Here is a 17,997-nt window from a genome sequence, read left to right on the forward strand (position 1 = left end):
CCCGGCACGCCGAATCTGCGTGCCAGGCGCACTTGACGGCCAGGGAGGAAGCTGATGGATCTGGACATTGCACTGATCCTGACCCAGGACGGAATCACCTCGGGCGCCGTGTATGCGCTGCTGGCGCTCGCGCTGGTGCTGGTGTTTTCGGTGACACGGGTGATCTTCATTCCGCAGGGCGAGTTTGTCGCCTACGGGGCGCTGACCATGGCCATGCTGCAACAGGGCAAGGTTCCCGGAACCCTCTGGCTGCTGGTGGCGATGGGCGTCTGTGTCGCCGCGCTCGACCTGTTCCGCGTGCTGCGTGGCGCCTCCAGCGACGGACTGGCGAGCAGTCTCGGTTGGTCGCTCGGCTATCCGCTCCTGCTCGCGGCGCTGGTCAATTTCCTGCCGGCGAGCGACTCGCTGCTCGTGCAGGCGGCGCTGACGCTGGCGATCGTGGTCCCGACCGGCCCGCTGCTCTACCGCCTGGCGTTCCAGCCGGTCGCGGAAAGCCCGGTGCTGGTACTGCTGATCGTCTCGGTGGCGATCCACGTGTCGATGGTCGGTCTCGGGCTGCTCTTCTTCGGCGCCGAGGGCGCGCGCACCCAGCCCTTCTTAGATGCGCAGTTCGCGCTCGGCAGCGTCAGCCTGAGCGGACAGCAGGTCTGGGTGCTGCTCGCTTCCGCAGGGCTGATCGTCGCGCTGTGGCTGTTCTTCGGGCGCAGCCTCTACGGCAAGGCGCTGCGTGCCACCGCGCTCAACCGCAACGGCGCGCGGCTGATGGGCTTCTCGCCGGTCTTCGCCGGCAAGCTGACCTTCCTGCTGGCGGCATTCATCGGCGTTCTCTCCGGAATCCTGATCGCGCCGGTGACGACCATCTATTACGACACCGGCTTCCTGATCGGACTGAAGGGCTTCGTGGCCGCGATCATCGGCGGTCTCGCCAGTTTCCCGGTCGCCGCCGGAGGGGCCCTGCTGGTCGGCATCCTGGAGTCGTTCTCGTCTTTCTGGGCCAGCGCTTACAAGGAGGTCTTCGTGTTCACGCTGATCATTCCGGTACTCGTCTGGCGTTCGCTGACGAGCCATCACATCGAGGAGGACGAATGAACACTACCCGTTCAGCCGCCGCCTTGCCGCTGCCGGCTGCGGCGCCGGCAGGCATCTTCTGCGCTCGCAACATCGTGCTCGGCTTCGTCGCGCTGCTGGCCTTCGCGCCGGCGGTGCTGCCCGAGTTCTACGTCACGCTGCTCAACTACATCGGGCTGGCGGCGATGGTCGCACTGGGACTGGTACTGTTGACCGGTGTCGGGGGGCTGACCAGCTTCGGCCAGGCAGCTTTCGTCGGCGTCGGCGCCTACACCACGGCCGTACTGACCACTTCCGCGAACCTGCCCGGCTGGATCGCCTGGGCCAGCTCGCCCTGGCTCGCGCTGCTGGTCGGTCTCGCGCTCACCGCGCTGATCGCGGTGATCCTCGGTTCGCTGACGTTGCGCCTGTCCGGCCACTATCTGCCGCTGGGAACGATCGCCTGGGGAATCAGCCTCTACTTCATGTTCGGCGCGATGGAAAGCCTGGGCGGACACTCGGGCCTGTCCGGAATTCCGCCGATCAGCGTCTTCGGCTGGACGCTCGACGAAGGTCGCGAAATCTTCTACCTGATCTGGGCATTCCTGCTGCTGGCGGTCCTGACCACCCAGAACCTGCTCGATTCGCGTGAAGGTCGCGCCATCCGCGCGCTCAAGGGCGGCCAGGTGATGGCCGAGTCGATGGGCGTCGATACCTCGCGGGCGCGCATGATCATCTTCGTCATCGCCGCCCTGCACGCGGCGACCTCGGGCTGGCTGTTCGCGCACCTGCAGCGCTTCGTCAATCCGACGCCCTTCGGCGTGCATGTCGGCATCGAATACCTGTTCATGGCCGTCGTCGGCGGCGCCGGACAGGTATGGGGCGCGATTGCCGGCGCCGGCGTCATCACCATCCTCAAGCAGTGGCTGCAGGACTGGCTGCCGGCCATCTTCGGGACGGCGGGCAACTTCGAGGTCATCGTCTTCGGCCTGATGATGGTGCTGGTCCTGCATCGCGCCAAGGACGGACTCTGGCCCTTGTTCGCCAGGCTCGTGCCGGCCGCTGCTCCCCTGCGCAAGATCGATGCCGCGGCCAAGCCGCTGCCGCGCAAGCCGATGCCGCCGGCGGGCGAAGTGATCCTCGAGGCGAAGAACGTGACCCGCAAGTTCGGCGGTCTCGTCGCCAACAACGAGATGAGTCTGTCGGTGAAGGCCGGCGAAATCCTCGCGCTGATCGGACCCAACGGCGCCGGCAAGAGCACCATGTTCAACCAGCTTTCCGGCGTCGATACGCCGACTTCGGGCGAGGTGCTGTTCCGCGGCCAGTCGATTGCCGGCAAGGATTCGCGCGCGATCGCCAGGCTCGGCATGAGCCGCAGCTTTCAGCACGTGCGCCTGCTGCCGAAGATGAGCGTGCTCGAGAACGTCGCCATCGGCGCGCACCTGCGCGGCAGCCAGGGCGTCATCCCTGCGGCGTGGCGCCTCGACCGGGCCGAAGAGGCACGCCTGCTGCGTGAAGCCGCCCTCCAGGTCGAGCGCGTCGGCCTCGGCGAGTTCATGCACGCAGAAGCCGGCAGTCTCGCACTCGGCCAGCAGCGTATCCTCGAGATCGCCCGCGCGCTCGCTTCCGATCCATGCCTCCTGCTGCTCGACGAGCCCGCCGCCGGCCTTCGCCTGAAGGAAAAACAGGCGCTCGGCGACCTGCTGCGCCGGCTGCGCGGCGAGGGTATGGCGATCCTCCTGGTCGAGCACGACATGGACTTCGTGATGGGACTGGTCGATCGCGTCGTGGTCATGGAGTTCGGACAGAAGATCGCCGAGGGCCTGCCCGAAGAGGTGCAGAAGAACCCGGCGGTGCTCGAAGCGTATCTCGGAGGAGTCGAGTGATGCGGAACATCCTGGAAGTGAGCGATCTGTGCGTGTCCTACGGCAAGGTCGAGGCGCTGTCCAACGCCAGCATCAAGGTCGGCGAAGGGCAGATCGTCACCGTGATCGGCCCGAATGGCGCCGGCAAGACGACCATGCTGTCGGCGATCATCGGGCTGCTCGGGAGCCGCGGTACGGTGAACTTCGACGGCAGGCTGGAGACCACGCCCGACGTCGAGCACCTGGTCGCCTGCGGCATGAGCCTCGTTCCCGAGAAACGCGAACTGTTCGGCGAGATGAGCGTGGAGGACAACCTCGAGCTTGGCGCCTTCCACCGCTACCGCAACGGCGACCGCAGGTATCGGGAGACCATGGCCGAGGTCTATGAAATCTTCCCGCGCCTGAAGGAACGGCGCACGCAGATGGCCGGCACGCTGTCCGGGGGCGAGCGGCAGATGCTCGCCGTCGGCCGCGCGCTGATGGCCAAGCCCAAGCTGCTGATGCTCGACGAGCCGAGCCTCGGGCTGGCGCCGCTGATCACGCGCGAGATCTTCCGCATCATCGCCGAGCTCCGGCGCCGCGGCGTGTCGATCCTGCTGGTCGAGCAGAACGCGCGCGCCGCGCTGGCGGTCGCCGACTATGCCTACGTGCTCGAAACCGGGGCGGTGGCGATGGAGGGACCCGCAGCAGCCCTGCGCGACGATCCGCGCGTGATCGACACCTATCTCGGCCTCGGCGGCAAGCATCAGGACATGCTGGCGGCCTGAGCGGCGCCGGCGGAGGAGAAGACGAGCGGGCGCAAGAGCCCGTAGCCGAAACTTGAAAAACCAGCGGGCGCACCGACCCGCAGCCACGACTGCCTTGGCGACAAGGCAGCACCCCCAAGGAGAAGACCATGAAGATGAGCAAACTAGCAGCCCTTCTGTCCACCGTTGCGCTGTTTTCCAGCCAGGCGGTGTTCGCCGACATCACCGTCGGCGTCTCGCTGTCGTCGACCGGTCCCGGCGCTTCCCTCGGGATCCCGCAGAAGAACGTCTTTGCGCTGCTGCCGAACAAGATCGGCGGTGAGGCGGTGAAATACGTCGTCCTCGACGACGCCACCGACCCGTCGGTCGCCACCAAGAACGCGCGCAAGCTGGTCTCCGAGGACAAGGCCGACGTGCTGGTCGGCTCGTCGACGACGCCTGCGGCGATCGCCCTGTCGGAAGTCGCCTTCGAGAGCAAGACGCCGCAGCTGGCGCTGTCGCCGATCAGCATCGCCGCCGACCGCTCGCACTGGGTCTTCCGCACGCCGCAGAACAACAGCCTGATGGCCGGCGCGATCGTCGAGCACATGAAGGCTTCCGGCGTGAAGAGCGTCGGCTTCATCGGCTTTTCGGACGCCTACGGCGAAGACTGGCTGACGGCGGTGACGCCGATGCTCGCCAAGGCCGGGATCAAGCTCGCCGCCGTCGAGCGCTACGCGCGCAACGACACTTCGGTCAGCGGCCAGGTGCTCAAGCTGCTGTCGTCGAGGCCCGACGCGGTGCTGATCGTCGGCTCCGGCAGCCCGGCAGCGCTGCCGCAGACGACGCTCTTCGAACGCGGCTTCAAGGGTCAGATCTACCAGACGCACGCCGCCGTCAACCAGTCCTTCCTCAGCGTTGCCGGCAAGGCGGCCGAAGGCGTGATCATGCCGGTCGGCCCGGTGGTGGTGAATGCGCAGATCGACGATTCCTTCCCGTCGAAGAAGGTCGGTGCCGACCTCGTCGCCCGGTATGAGGAAAAATACGGCGCCGGCAGCTTCGTCCCCTTCGTCGGCCACGCCTACGATGCCTGGCGGCTGATCGAAGCCGCGGTTCCGTTAGCGCTGAAGAAGGCAAAACCGGGGACGCCCGAATTCCGCGCGGCCCTGCGCGATGCGCTGGAGAGCAACAAGGACGTCGTCGCCTCGCACGGCGTCTACAACATGAGCGCGACCGACCACTTCGGGCTCGACCGGCGCGCGCGCGTGCTGGTGCGCGTCGAAGGCGGACAGTACAAGCTGCTCGGCAAGTAAGGGGCGCGCCATGGGAAAAATCGATACCCTGGTGGCCGGCGCCACGCGGATGTTCGCGGCGCCGCACGTGCTGATCGAAGCGCGCGACGACGGAACACGCATCCTGCGTTCGGGAATCCCGCTCGCCGACAACTACGCGCGCTGCGTCGGTGAGTGGCTGGAGCATTGGGCGCGGCAAGAGCCCGAGCGACTGTTCCTCGCGCAAAGGGACGCCGCCGGCGCGTGGGTCAGGCTGAGCTACGGCGAGGCGCGCCGGCGCGTGCTGGCGATCGGCACCTGGCTGCTCGGCCAGAACCTGTCGCCCGAGCGGCCGGTGGTGATCCTCTCCGACAACTCGATCGAGCACGCGCTGCTGATGTTCGCTGCGCTGCACGTCGGCGTCCCGTCCTGTGCCATCTCTGCGGGCAACTCGCTGATGTCGAAGGACTTCGGCAAGCTCAAGGACAACATCCGGCTCCTCTCGCCGGGAGTGATCTACGCCGACCCGGTCGAGCGCTTCCTGCCGGCACTCGACGCGATCCGGCCGCTGCATTCGGGAGTCGTCCTCGCCGGCGGCGCCAGCGGCAAGATCGCCGGGACGATCCCCTTTGCCGAACTCGAAGCGACGAGCAACGAGGCGGCGGTGCTGTCGGCTTTCAACCGCGTCACTCCGGACACGATCGCCAAGTTCCTGTTCACTTCGGGTTCGGTCGGCACGCCGAAGGCGGTGATCAACACGCAGCGCATGATGTGCTCGAACCAGAAGGCCAAGGAGCTGATGTGGCCGGTGCTGGCGTGGGAACCGCCGGTGCTGGTCGACTGGCTGCCGTGGAGCCACACCTTCGGCAGCAATCACAACCTCAACATGGTCCTGCGCTGGGGCGGCGCCCTGTACATCGACGAGGGCAAGCCGACGCCTGCCCTGCTCGAGAAGACCGTCCGCAACCTCAAGGAAGTCGCGCCGACGATGTACTTCAACGTCCCGCGCGCCTACGACATGCTCGTTCCCTTGCTGCGCGAGGACAAGGAACTGCGCGACAACTTCTTCTCGCGGCTGAAGTTCATCTTCTACGCCGGCGCCGCGCTGCCGCAGCACCTGTGGACCTCGCTGCAGGATCTGTCGCTCGAAGCCACCGGCCAGAAGGTGCTGATGGTCTCGTCCTGGGGTTCGACCGAAACCGCGCCGATGGCGTCCGACTGCCACTTCGAGGCGGTTCGCTCCGGCGTCATCGGCGTGCCGATCCCGGGGACTGCGCTGAAGCTGGTTCCTGCAGCCGACAAGATGGAAGTCCGCGTCAAGGGGCCGAACGTCTTTCCCGGTTACTGGCGGCAGCCCGACGTCACCGCCAAGTCCTTCGACGAAGAGGGCTACTACCTGATCGGCGACGCGGTCGAGTTCGTCGACGTCGCCCGCCCGACGCAGGGGCTCGTCTTCGACGGCCGCGTCGGCGAGGACTTCAAGCTGCTCACCGGAACCTGGGTACATGTCGGCTCGCTGCGCGTCGCCGGCATCGACGCCTTGAAGCCGGTCGCCCAGGACATCGTCGTCACCGGCCACGACCGCGACGAGATCGGCTTCCTGATCTTCCCGAACCTGCCCGAGTGCCGCACCCTGTGCCCGAACCTGCCGCCGGACGCGCCGGTCGAGCAGCTGCTGTCGAACCCGGCCGTGCTTTCGCGCGTCCGCCAGGGGATGGCGATGATGAAGAACCTGGGCGGCGGCAGCTCGACCTACCCGGCGCGCGCGCTGTTGCTCGCCGAGCCGCCTTCGGTCGAGGCCGGCGAGATCACCGACAAGGGCTACATCAACCAGCGTGCGGTGCTCAACCGCCGTTCCGACCTGGTCGAGTACCTGTACTCGGACCTCATCGACAAGACCGTCATCACCGTCCACGGAGCCGTCTGAATCCCATGAAAATCGACAAGGAAATCGCAATGACCGAACAACTCGTCAGGACCGAGAGTGACGGCTTCATCTACACGATCACGCTGGCGCGTCCGCAGAAGCGCAACGCGGTCAGCGACCGCCTGCTACGCGCGCTCGAAGAGGCGCTGACGAACGTCCCCGAGGGCACCCGCGCGATCATCCTCGCCGGCGACGGCAAGCACTTCTGCGCCGGACTCGACCTCGCCGAACACCAGCACCGCGAGCCCTTCGGCGTCATGCAGCACTCGCAGTGGTGGCACCGCATCTTCCACCGCATCCAGCACGGTGGCATCCCGGTGATCGCCGCGCTGCACGGCGCGGTGATCGGCGGCGGCCTCGAACTGGCGAGCGCCACGCACATCCGCGTCGCCGAGCCGGACACCATCTACCAGCTGCCCGAAGGCCGCCACGGCATCTTCGTCGGCGGCGGCGCCTCGGTGCGCGTCGCCAGGATCATCGGCGCCGGACGCATGGCCGAAATGATGCTGACCGGCCGCATCATCGACGCCGAAGAAGGACAGCGCCTAGGCCTCTCGCACTACCTGGTCGGCGCCGGCGAAGCGCTCGAAAAGGCACGGCAACTCGCCGAACGCGTCGCCGAGAACGCACCGATGGCGAACTGGGCGATGTGCAGCGCGATCGCGCGCATCGACAACATGGCCAGCGACGACGGTCTCTTCGTCGAATCGCTGACCGCTGCAGTGACCCAGACCAGCCCCGAAGTCGCCGAACGCATCGGCGAATTCCTGAAGCGCAAAGGACAAGGACCCCGTACATGAGCCGCAACGACTACCAGAATGACTTCGCCGCGGCGCAGGCGGCGGCGCTGACCGCGACTTACGACGACGTCTGGCTGGTCGCCGGCCGGCGTACCCCCTTCGCCGACTACGCCGGCCCGCTGCGCGATGCCTCGGCGACCGATCTCGGCATCTACGCGGCGCGCTCGCTGTTCGCCGCGAGCGGCATCCCGGCGGGCGAGGTGGGCGCCATCGTCGCCGCCAACATGGCGCAGTCGAGCTTCGACGCCTATTTCCTGGCGCGCCACATCGGCCTCTACTCGGGCGTGAATCCGCTGGCGCCGGCCTTGCTCGTGCAGCGCCTGTGCTGCTCCGGATTCGACGCGATCCTCACCGCCGCCGACCAGATCAGCCTCGGCCGCGCCGGCGTCGTCCTCTGCGTCGGTGCCGAGTCGATGTCGCGCAACCCGATCGCCGCGTACACGCACCGCGCCGGCTTCCGCATGGGGCAGGTCGATTTCCACGATTTCCTCTGGGAGGCGACCAAGGATACGGCGCCGGGAATCGGCATGGGCGACACCGCCGAGCGGCTCGCCCGGCGCTACGGCATCTCGCGTGAGGACACCGACCGCTTCGCCGAGCAGAGTTTCGCGCGCGCCGTGGCCGCCTGGGACAGTGGCTGGTTTGCCGACGAGGTTGCACCGGTGACCAACGCCAAGTGGGAACTCGACGGCTACCAGCCGCGTTTCATCAAGCTTGCCGACCGCGTCGAGCGCCTCGAACGCGACGGCCACGTACGTCCGACCTCGTACACGGCGCTGGAAAAGCTCAAACCGGCCTTCGGTGGCGTCCAGACCGGCGGCAACAGCTCGGCGATCGTCGACGGCGCCGCGGCGGTGCTCGTCGCTTCCGGCGACTGGGTACGCGCCAACGGAATCAAGCCGCTGGCGCGCATCGTCGGCGGCGCCGCAGCGACGGTCCCGCCGGAGATCATGGGCATCGGGCCGGCACCGGCGATCCGCGCCGCCGCCGCGAGGACGGGAATCGCCCTCGGCGACATCGGCCGCATCGAGATCAACGAAGCCTTCGGCGCGCAGTACCTCGCCTGCGAACGCGAACTCGGACTCGACCGCGACAAGGTCAACGTGCATGGCGGTGCGATCGCCATCGGCCACCCGCTCGGCGCCTCGGGCGTCCGCCTGACGCACACCGTCGCGCGCGCGCTCGGGGAATCCGGCCAGCAATACGGGATCGCGTCGGCCTGCGCGGGCGGCGGCCAGGGCGTTGCCATCGTCGTCGAAAACGTCGCCTGAGGAGTGGAACAGCCATGAAATTTGCAGACAACAGCTTCGTCGTCACCGGCGGCGCGTCCGGTCTGGGCGAAGCCACGGTGCGCGCCCTGCACGCCGCCTGCGCCCGCGTCGTCATCGCCGACCTGAACGTCGCGCAGGGCGAGGCACTCGCCGCCGAACTCGGGGCAAAGGCCGCCTTTCACCGCACCAACGTCGCCGACGAGGCCGACGCCAAGGGCGCGGTCGAACTCGCGCTTTCCCGCTTCGGCGGCCTGCACGGCCTCGTCAACTGCGCCGGCATCGGCACTGCCGGCAAGGTGCTCGGCAAGGAAGGCCCGCTGCCGCTCGCCGACTTCGCGCGCTCGATCCAGGTAAACCTGATCGGCACCTTCAACATGATCCGGCTGGCTGCAGAAGCCATGGCCCGGGGAGAAGCGCAGGCCGACGGCGAGCGCGGCGTGATCATCAACACCGCCTCGGTCGCGGCCTTCGAAGGCCAGATCGGCCAGGCGGCCTACGCCGCGGCGAAGGGCGGCATCGTCTCGATGACCCTGCCGATCGCGCGCGAACTCGCCAGATCCGGAATCCGCGTCGTCACCGTCGCCCCCGGGCTCTTCCTGACACCGATGATGCACACGCTGCCGCCCGACGTGCAGGCCTCGCTCGGCGCCGCCGTCCCCTTCCCGCAGCGACTCGGGCAACCCGCCGAGTTCGCCAAACTCGTCTGCAGCATCGTCGATAACGTCATGATCAACGGCGAAACGATCCGCCTCGACGGCGCGATCCGGCTCGCCCCGCGCTAGAAAGGAAAAATGCATGGCCCGCAGCAACATCCACCGTATGCGCATCGCCTTCAGCGACTGCGACCCGGCGCAGATCGTCTTCTTCGCCAACTACTTCAAGTGGTTCGACACCTCCAGCCGCGAATTCTTCACCGCCTGCGGCGTCCCCAGCTGGCGCGACACCACCGCGCAGCGCGGGATCATCGGCACGCCGCTGGTCGACGCGCAGGCGAGCTTCCGCAACTCGGCGACCTACGGCGAGGACATCGAGATCGAAACCTGGATCGAAAGCTGGGGCAGCAAGAGCTTCGTCATGCGCCACGTCGCGCGCCGTGGCGACACCGTCCTCTGCGAAGGCAGGGAAGTGCGCGTCTTCGCGATGCCGGACCCGGAAAACCCGCTGCGCATCCGCGCCATCCCGATCCCCGCGGACTACCGCGCGCTGTGCGAGTGAGGCGACCATGAGAGACTACGTCCCGCCGCTGCGCGACATGCACTTCATCCTCAGGGAACTCGCCGGCCTCGACCAAGTCTCGGGACTGCCCGGCTGCGAGGAAGCCAGCGAGGACCTCGTCGCAGCCGTCCTCGAGGAAGCCGGCAAGTTCGCCGCCGGCGTGCTGGCGCCGATCAACCGTCAGGGCGACGTGCAGGGCTGCCGGCTCGCAGACGGTCGCGTGCTCACGCCCGACGGCTGGAAGGAAGCCTGGGAGCAGTTCCGCGACGCCGGCTGGGTCGGCCTCGGCCTGCCCGTCGAATACGGCGGCCAGGGGCTGCCGAAGCTCGTCGCCACCGCCGTCTGGGAGATGTGGTTCTCGACCAACATGGCCTTCACCATGTTGCCGCAGCTCAACGTCGGCCAAGCCGAAGCGCTCTTGATCGCCGCCAGCGACGAACAGAAGGAAACCTGGCTGCGCAAGGTGGTCAGCGGCGAGTGGGGCGCGACGATGAACCTCACCGAACCGCAGGCAGGCTCAGACCTCGCCGCGACCCGCTGCCGCGCCGAACCCCAAGCCGACGGCAGCTACCACGTCTTCGGCCAGAAGATCTTCATCTCCTACGGCGAACACGAACTGACGCCCAACATCGTGCACCTCGTCCTCGCGCGCATCCCCGGCGCTCCGGCCGGCGTCAAGGGACTGTCGCTGTTCATCGTTCCCAAGTACCTGCTCGACGGCGAAGGCAATCCTGCCGAGAGGAACGACGTTCGCTGTATCTCGATCGAGCACAAGATGGGAATCCACGGCAGCCCGACCTGCACGATGAGCTACGGCGACAATGGCGGCGCCGTCGGCTGGCTGGTCGGCGAGCCGAACCGCGGTCTCGAAACCATGTTCATCATGATGAACGAGGCGCGCTTCGGCGTCGGCGTGCAGGGGGTAGGCCTCGGCGAGCGCGCCTACCAGTACGCGCTCGCCTTCGCGCGCGAACGCGTGCAGGGCCGCGACGCAGTCAGCGGCGAAGCCGGCAAGCCGATCATCCATCACCCGGACGTCAAGCGCACGTTGCTGTCGATGCGCGCGCGCAACATGGCGATGCGCGGCCTCTTGTACACGGCGGCGAGCTGGTTCGACATCGCCCACCACAGCCCCGATCAGGCCGCCGCCGACAAGGCCAGGCGCTACGTCGACCTCCTGATGCCGGTCGCCAAGGGCTGGTGCACCGAAGTCGGCAACGAAGTCTGCGACGACGCGATCCAGGTCTTCGGCGGCATGGGCTTCGTCGAGGAGACCGGCATCGCTCAGTTCTACCGCGACGCGCGCATCATCACCATCTACGAAGGCACCACCGGCATCCAGGCCAACGACCTCGTCGGCCGCAAGATCCTGCGCGAAGGCGGCGCCACCCTGCGCGAACTGCTCGCCGACCTGCGTCTGACCGTGGGCGCGCTCGCGGATGATGACGAACTCGCCGACATCGGCGCCGCCCTCGCCGGATCCGTAGACGCGCTGGAAGCTGCGACCGACTGGATCCTCGCCAACGGCCGCGACCGACTCGCCGACGTCCTCGCCGGCGCCGTCCCCTTCCTGTACCTGCTCGGTACCGTCAGCGGCGGCTGGCAACTCGCCCGCGCGGCACTGGCGGCGCGGCGCAGGCTGGCGGCGGGAGAGGCCGATGGCCAGCGCGGCTATCTCGAAAGCCTGGTCGAACTCGCACGCTTCTACCAGGCGAGCTACGGGGTACAGGCGGCGGCGCATGCGCAGACGGTGCTGACTGCGGGCGGGGCACTGACGCGGTTTGCCGAGGCGGAGTTCTGACGGGGGGGGGGGGCGGCGGATCCCCGGTTTCCCCGCGCCGAATCTGCGTCGAAGTTCGGGAGCGTCGCACGCTATCATTCGGTATTGAACAAGGCGCTCCCGGAATCAGAACGAGATGATCGCTGACCTGCTCGCCGCCGCTCCCTGGCTCTACACGGCGACCTTCTGGACTCACGTCAGCGCGGTGACCCTGAGCATCGTGCTGTTTGCCGCCCGCGGCGCCGGCGTGCTCGCCCACCACGCCTGGCCCATGCAAGCCAACTGGCGGCGGCTCAGCGTCGGCATCGACGTGGTGCTGCTGTGCGCAGGCATCGGCCTGTGGACGCTCGGTCAGCGCAACCCGATCGAAGAGCCCTGGCTGGGGATGAAATTGCTGCTGCTGCCGGTCTATGTCGTCCTCGGTTCCTACGCGCTCAAACGCGCGCGGACGCACTCGGCACGCACCGCCTTCTTCTTCGCCGCGCTGGCCTGCGTCCTGACCATGGTCTCGATCGCTTACACTCGCCAGCCTTGGGGATGGTTGTCGGGCACGGGGTCAGGTCTCGCATTGTTGCATTGAGGCGCCCGATGATGCTCGCCGCGTCCTGCGTCCGGTCACGAAGGGTGCTGGTTGTCACCCGGTGACTCGGCCTTGATTCGCTCGACGACCGCGGTCAGCATGCCAGGGCGGGTGATGCAACAATGCGAGACCTGACCCCGCAAGCAGTTTGGGATGGTTGCCGGGCACTCGCATGCCCGTGACGTACCGGACCGTCTCAGCCCAGCCGCGAATCGTAGCCGAATCGCCGCAGTTTCACCGCAACGATCAACGCGCTGTCAGCGTGGGCCGGATCGATCAGGTAGTTGCGTTCCTCCGGGAGGATCACCGAGGGGACGTCGAGTATCGCGGAACGGCCGCTCAGCAGCCAGTTCGAGGCGGTGTCGATGCTGACTTTACCCGCCGGGAGTGCGTCCCAGCCGACGCGTGCCGAAGCCGCGTTGATATCCTCGAAAGTGATTCTGCGGGCGAAGACGTCCTCCGGAATCTCGATGCGCAAGAGATAGCGATTGAAGGGCAGCGCATGCGCGCCGAGATTGACCAGCGTCTCGAGGCAAGCCAGGGCAATCGAGTCGGAAGCATAGGTGACGGCGATACCTGCTCGGTTCCATCGTCCGCCGGTGATCCTGGCGCCTGTCCCGCTGAGCTCGTCCGCCGTATAGTCGGGCGTGTCGGTGGCGATGCGCCAGACGCATACGGTCACGCGTAGGCTCCGCTTTCTATCTGCGCGAGCAGTCGGCGGACGATTTGTATGCCTTCGTGCGTGTCGAGGTAATCCGACGGTGGCAGGCCATCGAGGGCCGGGTTAGGGGTGTCGATCCATGTGGCAAGCCATTTGGCTGCATCGAAGCCCGTCGCGTCTCCGGAGCGCTCGACCATCTTCTGCACCTGCTCGATCATGTCCATGACGGCAAGCATCAGCTCGGAGTCGGCGGTGTCGAGCGGCAGCCCTGCGCGAATCTTGTTGTTGAGAGTCGATCGGCTGAACTTGAGCGCCTTGATCGCGTGTTCCTTCGTCCAGCCCATCTCGTCGGCGAGGCGATGCCAACGGTCGTGGGCCCGACCCGCATCCGGCGGGGCGCCTGTCCCACGCGCTCTTCGCCGAGCTGCGTGCGCTGCTCGATCAGATCATCCAGCTCGGCGACGCTGCCAGATTGGCGATGCAGGTCAATGAGACCTGAGCCCGTGAGCAGGAGTATGATGAGCAGGCACGAAAATGGCAGCTTGAGACGATGCACCCGAGTCAGGACGACCTGCGGCAGAAGCGCGATGAGTGGCTGAACGGTCTCCCTTCGCCGCACCTGCTTAAGCTGTCGAAAAGCACCCTGACGCTGGCCACGGCGGCCGTGCTTGCCGCCGCGAGTCCCGCTGCCGCGCAATTCGTCCCCGGTCCGGAATACTCCAATCAGCCGGCCTTGGCGACGATCAATCTTCTCCCGGCCTACGACGCCGGGCTGAGCGGGGCGGGCGTCAGCATCGGCGTCGTCGATACCGGGATGAACCCCGATCACCTCGAATTCAGCGGCGCGATCGTCGCCGGATACGACGCAATGACGAGGAAATCCGGGACGAGCGATTTCCCGAGCTTCCTGGTGGATTACCATGGCCACGGCAGCCATGTGGCGAGCATCGCGGCGGCGCGTCTGGATGGGGCCGTGCGTCCAGACAACATGCAGGGCGTTGCCTTTCAGGCCGGCCTGGTGATCGGGGCCTTCAACTTTGGCGCTGAAGGCGCCGATGAGCCGGTGCTGGCTGGAGCGCTCGACTATGTCAGCAGCCAGGGGACCCGGGTCGTCAACAACAGCTGGGGATCGGACTCCGCCGGAGCGGGCGATCCTCGGGCATGGTATGACAGCAACCTTCCCACTTCGGCGCCGATTTTCGCTTCGATCCACACGGCACTGGATCGCGGCAGCGTCATGGTCTTTGCCGCCGGCAACGAAGGCCGCGACGGCAAGGTCGCGATCAACCCTACCCTGGAGTCCACCATTCCGGCCTACGATGCGGCGATGGCGGCCAAGGGCGGTTTCATCGTCGTCGCCGCCACGACCAATGACGGCGTGTCGCTGACGACTTACTCCAACCGCTGCGGCGTCGCCAGCAGTTACTGCATCGCCGCCCCGGGTGGCGGCGCGCAAGCCCTGCAAGCAGGCCAGGACTTGGGCGACCAATGGATCGTCGGTGCCGACGCTAAGACGCCTGATGGCTACGTCCTGATGGCGGGCACGTCCATGGCTACTCCGCTGGTTTCCGGCGCAGTCGCCCTGGTGGCCGAGCACTTCCCCTGGATGAGCAACAAGAACCTGGCCACGACGATCCTGAGCACCGGCAGCAGGGCAGCGCATCCCGATGCCGAATGGGGACGAGGCCTCCTGGACGTCGGCAAGGCCATCCGGGGGCCGGCCATCTTCGAGGAAACCTTCGCTGCCAATGTCACTGCGGGCTACACGTCCGCGTTCGGCAACGACATTTCCGGCAGCGCCGGTCTGAGCAAACTGGGCGCAGGTAGCTTAGCCCTGAATGGCATCAACACCTACGCCGGCGATACCGTCATCGACGGCGGTACCCTCTCAGTCAACGGCGCCATCGTCTCGAACACGACGGTCGAGAAGGGCGGCATCCTCGGCGGTACGGGATTAGTGGCGAACGTGAGCGTGGCGAGCGGCGGTCGGCTGGCTCCGGGGAATTCCCCCGGTACCCTCACGGTAAATGGTTCGGTCGTGCAGCAAGCCGGCAGTGCGATCGACATCGAGATCGATGGCCCGGGTGTCGGCAATGGCGCCGGCAACTACGACCGCCTCGTCCTGAGCGGAGCCTCCAGCACCTACAAGGCCGGTGGCAGTTTGAACGCCGTGCTGCGCGGCATCAGCGCGCCGGCCAGCAACGCCTACAGCCCGCCACTGGGGCAGGGCTTTCAGTTCGTCAGCGCCCCCGGCGGTGTGCTGGGCCAGTTCGAGAAACTGACACAACCGGCCGAGGGCTTGCTGCCCGGAACGCGGATAGATCTCGTCTATGGGACGACGGCCCTGCGCTTCCATGTCACGCCCGCCTCCTATGCCGACATCGCTGCCGCGGGCGCGGCCAGCAACGGCAATCGCCAACAGGTCGGTGCCATCCTGGAAGGCCGGCGGCCGGCGCCCGGCATTCGCGAGGCCGATGTCGGTATCAAGCATCTCTTCGATAGCCTGGCAGCGCAATCGGCCCGCACCCTGCCGGCCAGCCTCGATCAACTCGGTGGCGTCGGCTACGCCCAGTTGATCGGCATGAATCTGGAGAACGTCAAGTTCCTCGTTGATCAGACCATGCAGGCGGTCGCCCGCCAGCGCCGCTGCGAGGGCACGTCCTGGCGCGCTCCGGATCAGCCCGGCCTGCCCGGGGAGCCGCAGGAAGAAGTCTGGGCGCAGGCGATCGGCCGGGCGACGAAGTGGCGCGGCGACGGCCTGGGCTACACCATGGACGATGTGCTGGGTGGTTTCATGGGCGGCTTCCAGAAGCGGCTCGATGCGCGAACGCTGGCCGGCGTCTCGGTGGCCTATGCGGAAAGCAGCCCGGGGATCGAGCGGAACATGGGCGGTGGCCCGCAGCAGAGCGTGCAGCTGATGGGCTATGCCAGCCGCAGCTTTGCCGATGGCCGTTACCTGCAGGGGACGGCCGGCGGTGGTAGCGGCAGGATCGATGCAACCCGACCGCTGGCGATGCTCGATACGCAATACAAAGCCACGATCGACATCGTCAACATGGCCGCTGCGATGGCGGCCGGTTGGGGAACGGGCGCGAGCGACACGCTGCGTTACGAGACCTCGCTCGGCCTGAGCTATCTGTCCATGCGCAGCTTCGGCTTTGTGGACAACGGCAATCAGCCGCTCGGCGCACTGCGTGGCGAGCCGACCACCAACCAGTCCCTGGCGGCAGCGATCGGCGGATCCGCAAGCCTGCCGTTCGTGGCCAAGGGCATCGCCTGGCGCGTCTCGATGCTGGCGAACCTTGCGCACGAGTTTGCCGATACCCGCACCAGGCTCGATGCCCGCCTGCTCGGGCAGTCGCTGGAAGTGAAGAGCGCCGCCATCGGCCGCAACCGGCTGACCCTGGGCGCGAGCCTCGTCGCACAGCTCGGCAGGCTGACGCGTGTCGTACTCGACATCAGCAACGAGTCGGCCTCCAACTGGAATGCCACTGCGCTCGGCGTCTCGGTCAGACGGGAGTTCTGAAATCGCGGCTACAGGCTTAAATTACGGGGACGCTATGCTTAATTCCAAAGAAATAAGCCCCCGAATTGGCGTCGCCATCACGGCAGCTCTGGACACTGGTGCTGCATAGCTGATCCTTGCCGAGTGACGATACGATGTTTATACTTTGTTTAAACAATCGACAGGAAGAGCGGCCATGAACGAAGCGATTCTCGACATCAAGCATTGGGGCAACAGCCTCGGCGTTCGTCTACCCGCGGCCATTGCGCGCGAGGCGCACCTGCACGCCGACCAACGGGTACGCATCTCGGTCGAGGCGGGACGTGTCGTGATCACTCCTGTCCCGGAGGTCCGGCCGACACTGGAGCAACGTCTGGCACGCTACGACGCGAGCCGTCACGGTGGCGAGGCGATGCCAACGGAAGAGAACCTGGGAGCAGAGCGGTGGTAGCGCGGCGCCCGAAGGCCGCCTGGATTCCCGACCGGCAGGAGATCATCTGGATCGACTGCAATCCGCAGGCCGGGCGCGAAATGTGCGATGTCCATCCTTTCCTCGTGCTGTCGCCGCGAGCTTTCAACGATCGGACTTCGCTGGTGATCGGACTGCCGATGACGACAGCCGATTACAATGCGGACAACCCGTTTGCCGTCGCCGTCGGTGCGACCAGGGAATCGGGTGTGGACAAGACCAGCTACGTGCTCTGCCATCAGCCGAAGTCCTTCGACTGGCGCGTTCGTGGGGCCGACCCGCATCCGGCGGGGCGCCTGTCCGACGCACTGTTCGCCGAGGTGCGTGCGCTGCTCGATCAGATCATCCAGCTCGGCGACGCTGCCGGATGAACCAAATTCCGGAGACGTCATGCCGGCGAGCTCGCGGCCTGTCCAGCACCACCGAATCCGCGTCGAATTTCGGGGACGGCGCACCTTATCGTTCGGTATCGAATCAGGCGTCCCCGGAATCGGAACGAGATGATCGCTGATCTGCTCGCCGCCGCTCCCTGGCTCTATACGGCGACCTTCTGGACTCACGTCAGCGCGGTGACCCTGAGCATCGCGCTGTTTGCCGCCCGCGGTGCCGGCGTGCTCACTCGCCACGCCTGGCCCATGCAGGCCAACTGGCGGCGGCTCAGCGTCGGCATCGATGTGGTGCTGCTGTGCGCAGGCATCGGCCTGTGGACGCTCGGCCAGCGCAACCCGATCGACGAGCCCTGGCTGGGGATGAAATTGCTGCTGCTGCCGGTCTATGTCGTCCTCGGTTCCTACGCGCTCAAACGCGCGCGGACGCACTCGGCACGCACCGCCTTCTTCTTCGCCGCGCTGGCCTGCGTCCTGACCATGGTCTCGATCGCT

At 66.9% G+C, this 17,997-nt stretch carries 17 protein-coding genes; 15 read left to right on the forward strand and 2 right to left on the reverse strand.

From position 1 onward, the window contains the following. Positions 1-54 precede the first annotated feature (54 nt). From CCR84_RS01980 to CCR84_RS02030, 11 genes are all read left to right on the forward strand, one after another. Positions 55-1,089 carry a branched-chain amino acid ABC transporter permease gene (locus CCR84_RS01980; protein ID WP_201209261.1) on the forward strand — a complete coding sequence of 345 codons (1,035 nt, stop codon included), beginning with the start codon at positions 55-57 and terminating at the stop codon, positions 1,087-1,089. Continuing rightward, entirely contained in the window at positions 1,086-2,933 is a 1,848-nt protein-coding gene (locus CCR84_RS01985) for a branched-chain amino acid ABC transporter ATP-binding protein/permease (RefSeq protein WP_201209262.1), read from the forward strand. The genes CCR84_RS01980 and CCR84_RS01985 overlap by 4 nt, the downstream gene beginning before the upstream one ends. Then, complete coding sequence (locus CCR84_RS01990) at positions 2,933-3,679, forward strand: ABC transporter ATP-binding protein (protein ID WP_201209263.1); 747 nt, start codon at positions 2,933-2,935, stop codon at positions 3,677-3,679. Before CCR84_RS01985 ends, CCR84_RS01990 begins: the two co-directional genes overlap by 1 nt. A gap of 128 nt (positions 3,680-3,807) precedes the next feature. Beyond that, positions 3,808-4,950, forward strand: coding sequence for an ABC transporter substrate-binding protein (locus CCR84_RS01995; RefSeq protein ID WP_201209264.1), 1,143 nt, complete (start codon positions 3,808-3,810; stop codon positions 4,948-4,950). Positions 4,951-4,960: 10 nt separating this feature from the next. Then, complete coding sequence (locus CCR84_RS02000; protein WP_201209265.1) at positions 4,961-6,835, forward strand: feruloyl-CoA synthase; 1,875 nt, start codon at positions 4,961-4,963, stop codon at positions 6,833-6,835. Positions 6,836-6,864: 29 nt separating this feature from the next. Continuing rightward, the gene (locus tag CCR84_RS02005; protein WP_201209266.1) at positions 6,865-7,635 is read left to right on the forward strand and encodes a crotonase/enoyl-CoA hydratase family protein; all 771 of its coding nucleotides are present in this window, start codon (positions 6,865-6,867) and stop codon (positions 7,633-7,635) included. Continuing rightward, the gene (locus CCR84_RS02010) at positions 7,632-8,906 is read left to right on the forward strand and encodes a thiolase family protein (RefSeq protein WP_201209267.1); all 1,275 of its coding nucleotides are present in this window, start codon (positions 7,632-7,634) and stop codon (positions 8,904-8,906) included. Before CCR84_RS02005 ends, CCR84_RS02010 begins: the two co-directional genes overlap by 4 nt. Positions 8,907-8,920: 14 nt before the next feature. Beyond that, positions 8,921-9,688, forward strand: a complete 768-nt coding sequence (locus CCR84_RS02015; RefSeq protein WP_201209268.1) for a 3-hydroxyacyl-CoA dehydrogenase — start codon at positions 8,921-8,923, stop codon at positions 9,686-9,688. A 13-nt stretch (positions 9,689-9,701) separates the two neighbouring features. Further along, the gene (locus CCR84_RS02020) at positions 9,702-10,121 is read left to right on the forward strand and encodes an acyl-CoA thioesterase (RefSeq protein WP_201209269.1); all 420 of its coding nucleotides are present in this window, start codon (positions 9,702-9,704) and stop codon (positions 10,119-10,121) included. Positions 10,122-10,128: 7 nt separating this feature from the next. Continuing rightward, positions 10,129-11,922, forward strand: coding sequence for an acyl-CoA dehydrogenase (locus CCR84_RS02025; protein WP_201209270.1), 1,794 nt, complete (start codon positions 10,129-10,131; stop codon positions 11,920-11,922). Between the two features lie 115 nt (positions 11,923-12,037). Further along, positions 12,038-12,481, forward strand: coding sequence for a SirB2 family protein (locus CCR84_RS02030; protein WP_201209271.1), 444 nt, complete (start codon positions 12,038-12,040; stop codon positions 12,479-12,481). A 196-nt stretch (positions 12,482-12,677) separates the two neighbouring features. Here the strand turns inward: CCR84_RS02030 and CCR84_RS02035 are convergent, their stop codons facing one another. Beyond that, complete coding sequence (locus CCR84_RS02035) at positions 12,678-13,163, reverse strand: type II RES/Xre toxin-antitoxin system toxin (RefSeq protein WP_201209272.1); 486 nt, start codon at positions 13,161-13,163, stop codon at positions 12,678-12,680. Next, entirely contained in the window at positions 13,160-13,486 is a 327-nt protein-coding gene (locus CCR84_RS02040) for an antitoxin Xre/MbcA/ParS toxin-binding domain-containing protein (RefSeq protein WP_201209273.1), read from the reverse strand. Before CCR84_RS02040 ends, CCR84_RS02035 begins: the two co-directional genes overlap by 4 nt. Positions 13,487-13,692: 206 nt before the next feature. Between CCR84_RS02040 and CCR84_RS02045 the strand changes: the two genes are divergently transcribed. From CCR84_RS02045 to CCR84_RS02060, 4 genes are all read left to right on the forward strand, one after another. Next, the gene (locus CCR84_RS02045; RefSeq protein WP_201209274.1) at positions 13,693-16,668 is read left to right on the forward strand and encodes a S8 family serine peptidase; all 2,976 of its coding nucleotides are present in this window, start codon (positions 13,693-13,695) and stop codon (positions 16,666-16,668) included. 175 nt (positions 16,669-16,843) lie between these two features. Beyond that, a complete protein-coding gene (locus tag CCR84_RS02050; protein WP_201209275.1) occupies positions 16,844-17,098 on the forward strand; it encodes an AbrB/MazE/SpoVT family DNA-binding domain-containing protein in 255 nt (84 codons plus the stop codon). Beyond that, positions 17,092-17,487 (forward strand): type II toxin-antitoxin system PemK/MazF family toxin, encoded by a 396-nt coding sequence (locus CCR84_RS02055; protein ID WP_201209276.1) that lies wholly within the window; start codon positions 17,092-17,094, stop codon positions 17,485-17,487. The genes CCR84_RS02050 and CCR84_RS02055 overlap by 7 nt, the downstream gene beginning before the upstream one ends. A 129-nt stretch (positions 17,488-17,616) precedes the next feature. Continuing rightward, positions 17,617-17,997: SirB2 family protein (locus CCR84_RS02060; RefSeq protein WP_201209277.1), on the forward strand; the 381-nt coding region annotated here is incomplete at its 3' end.

The sequence above is a fragment of the Rhodocyclus purpureus genome (assembly GCF_016653115.1).
GTDB classification, from domain to species: domain Bacteria; phylum Pseudomonadota; class Gammaproteobacteria; order Burkholderiales; family Rhodocyclaceae; genus Rhodocyclus; species Rhodocyclus purpureus.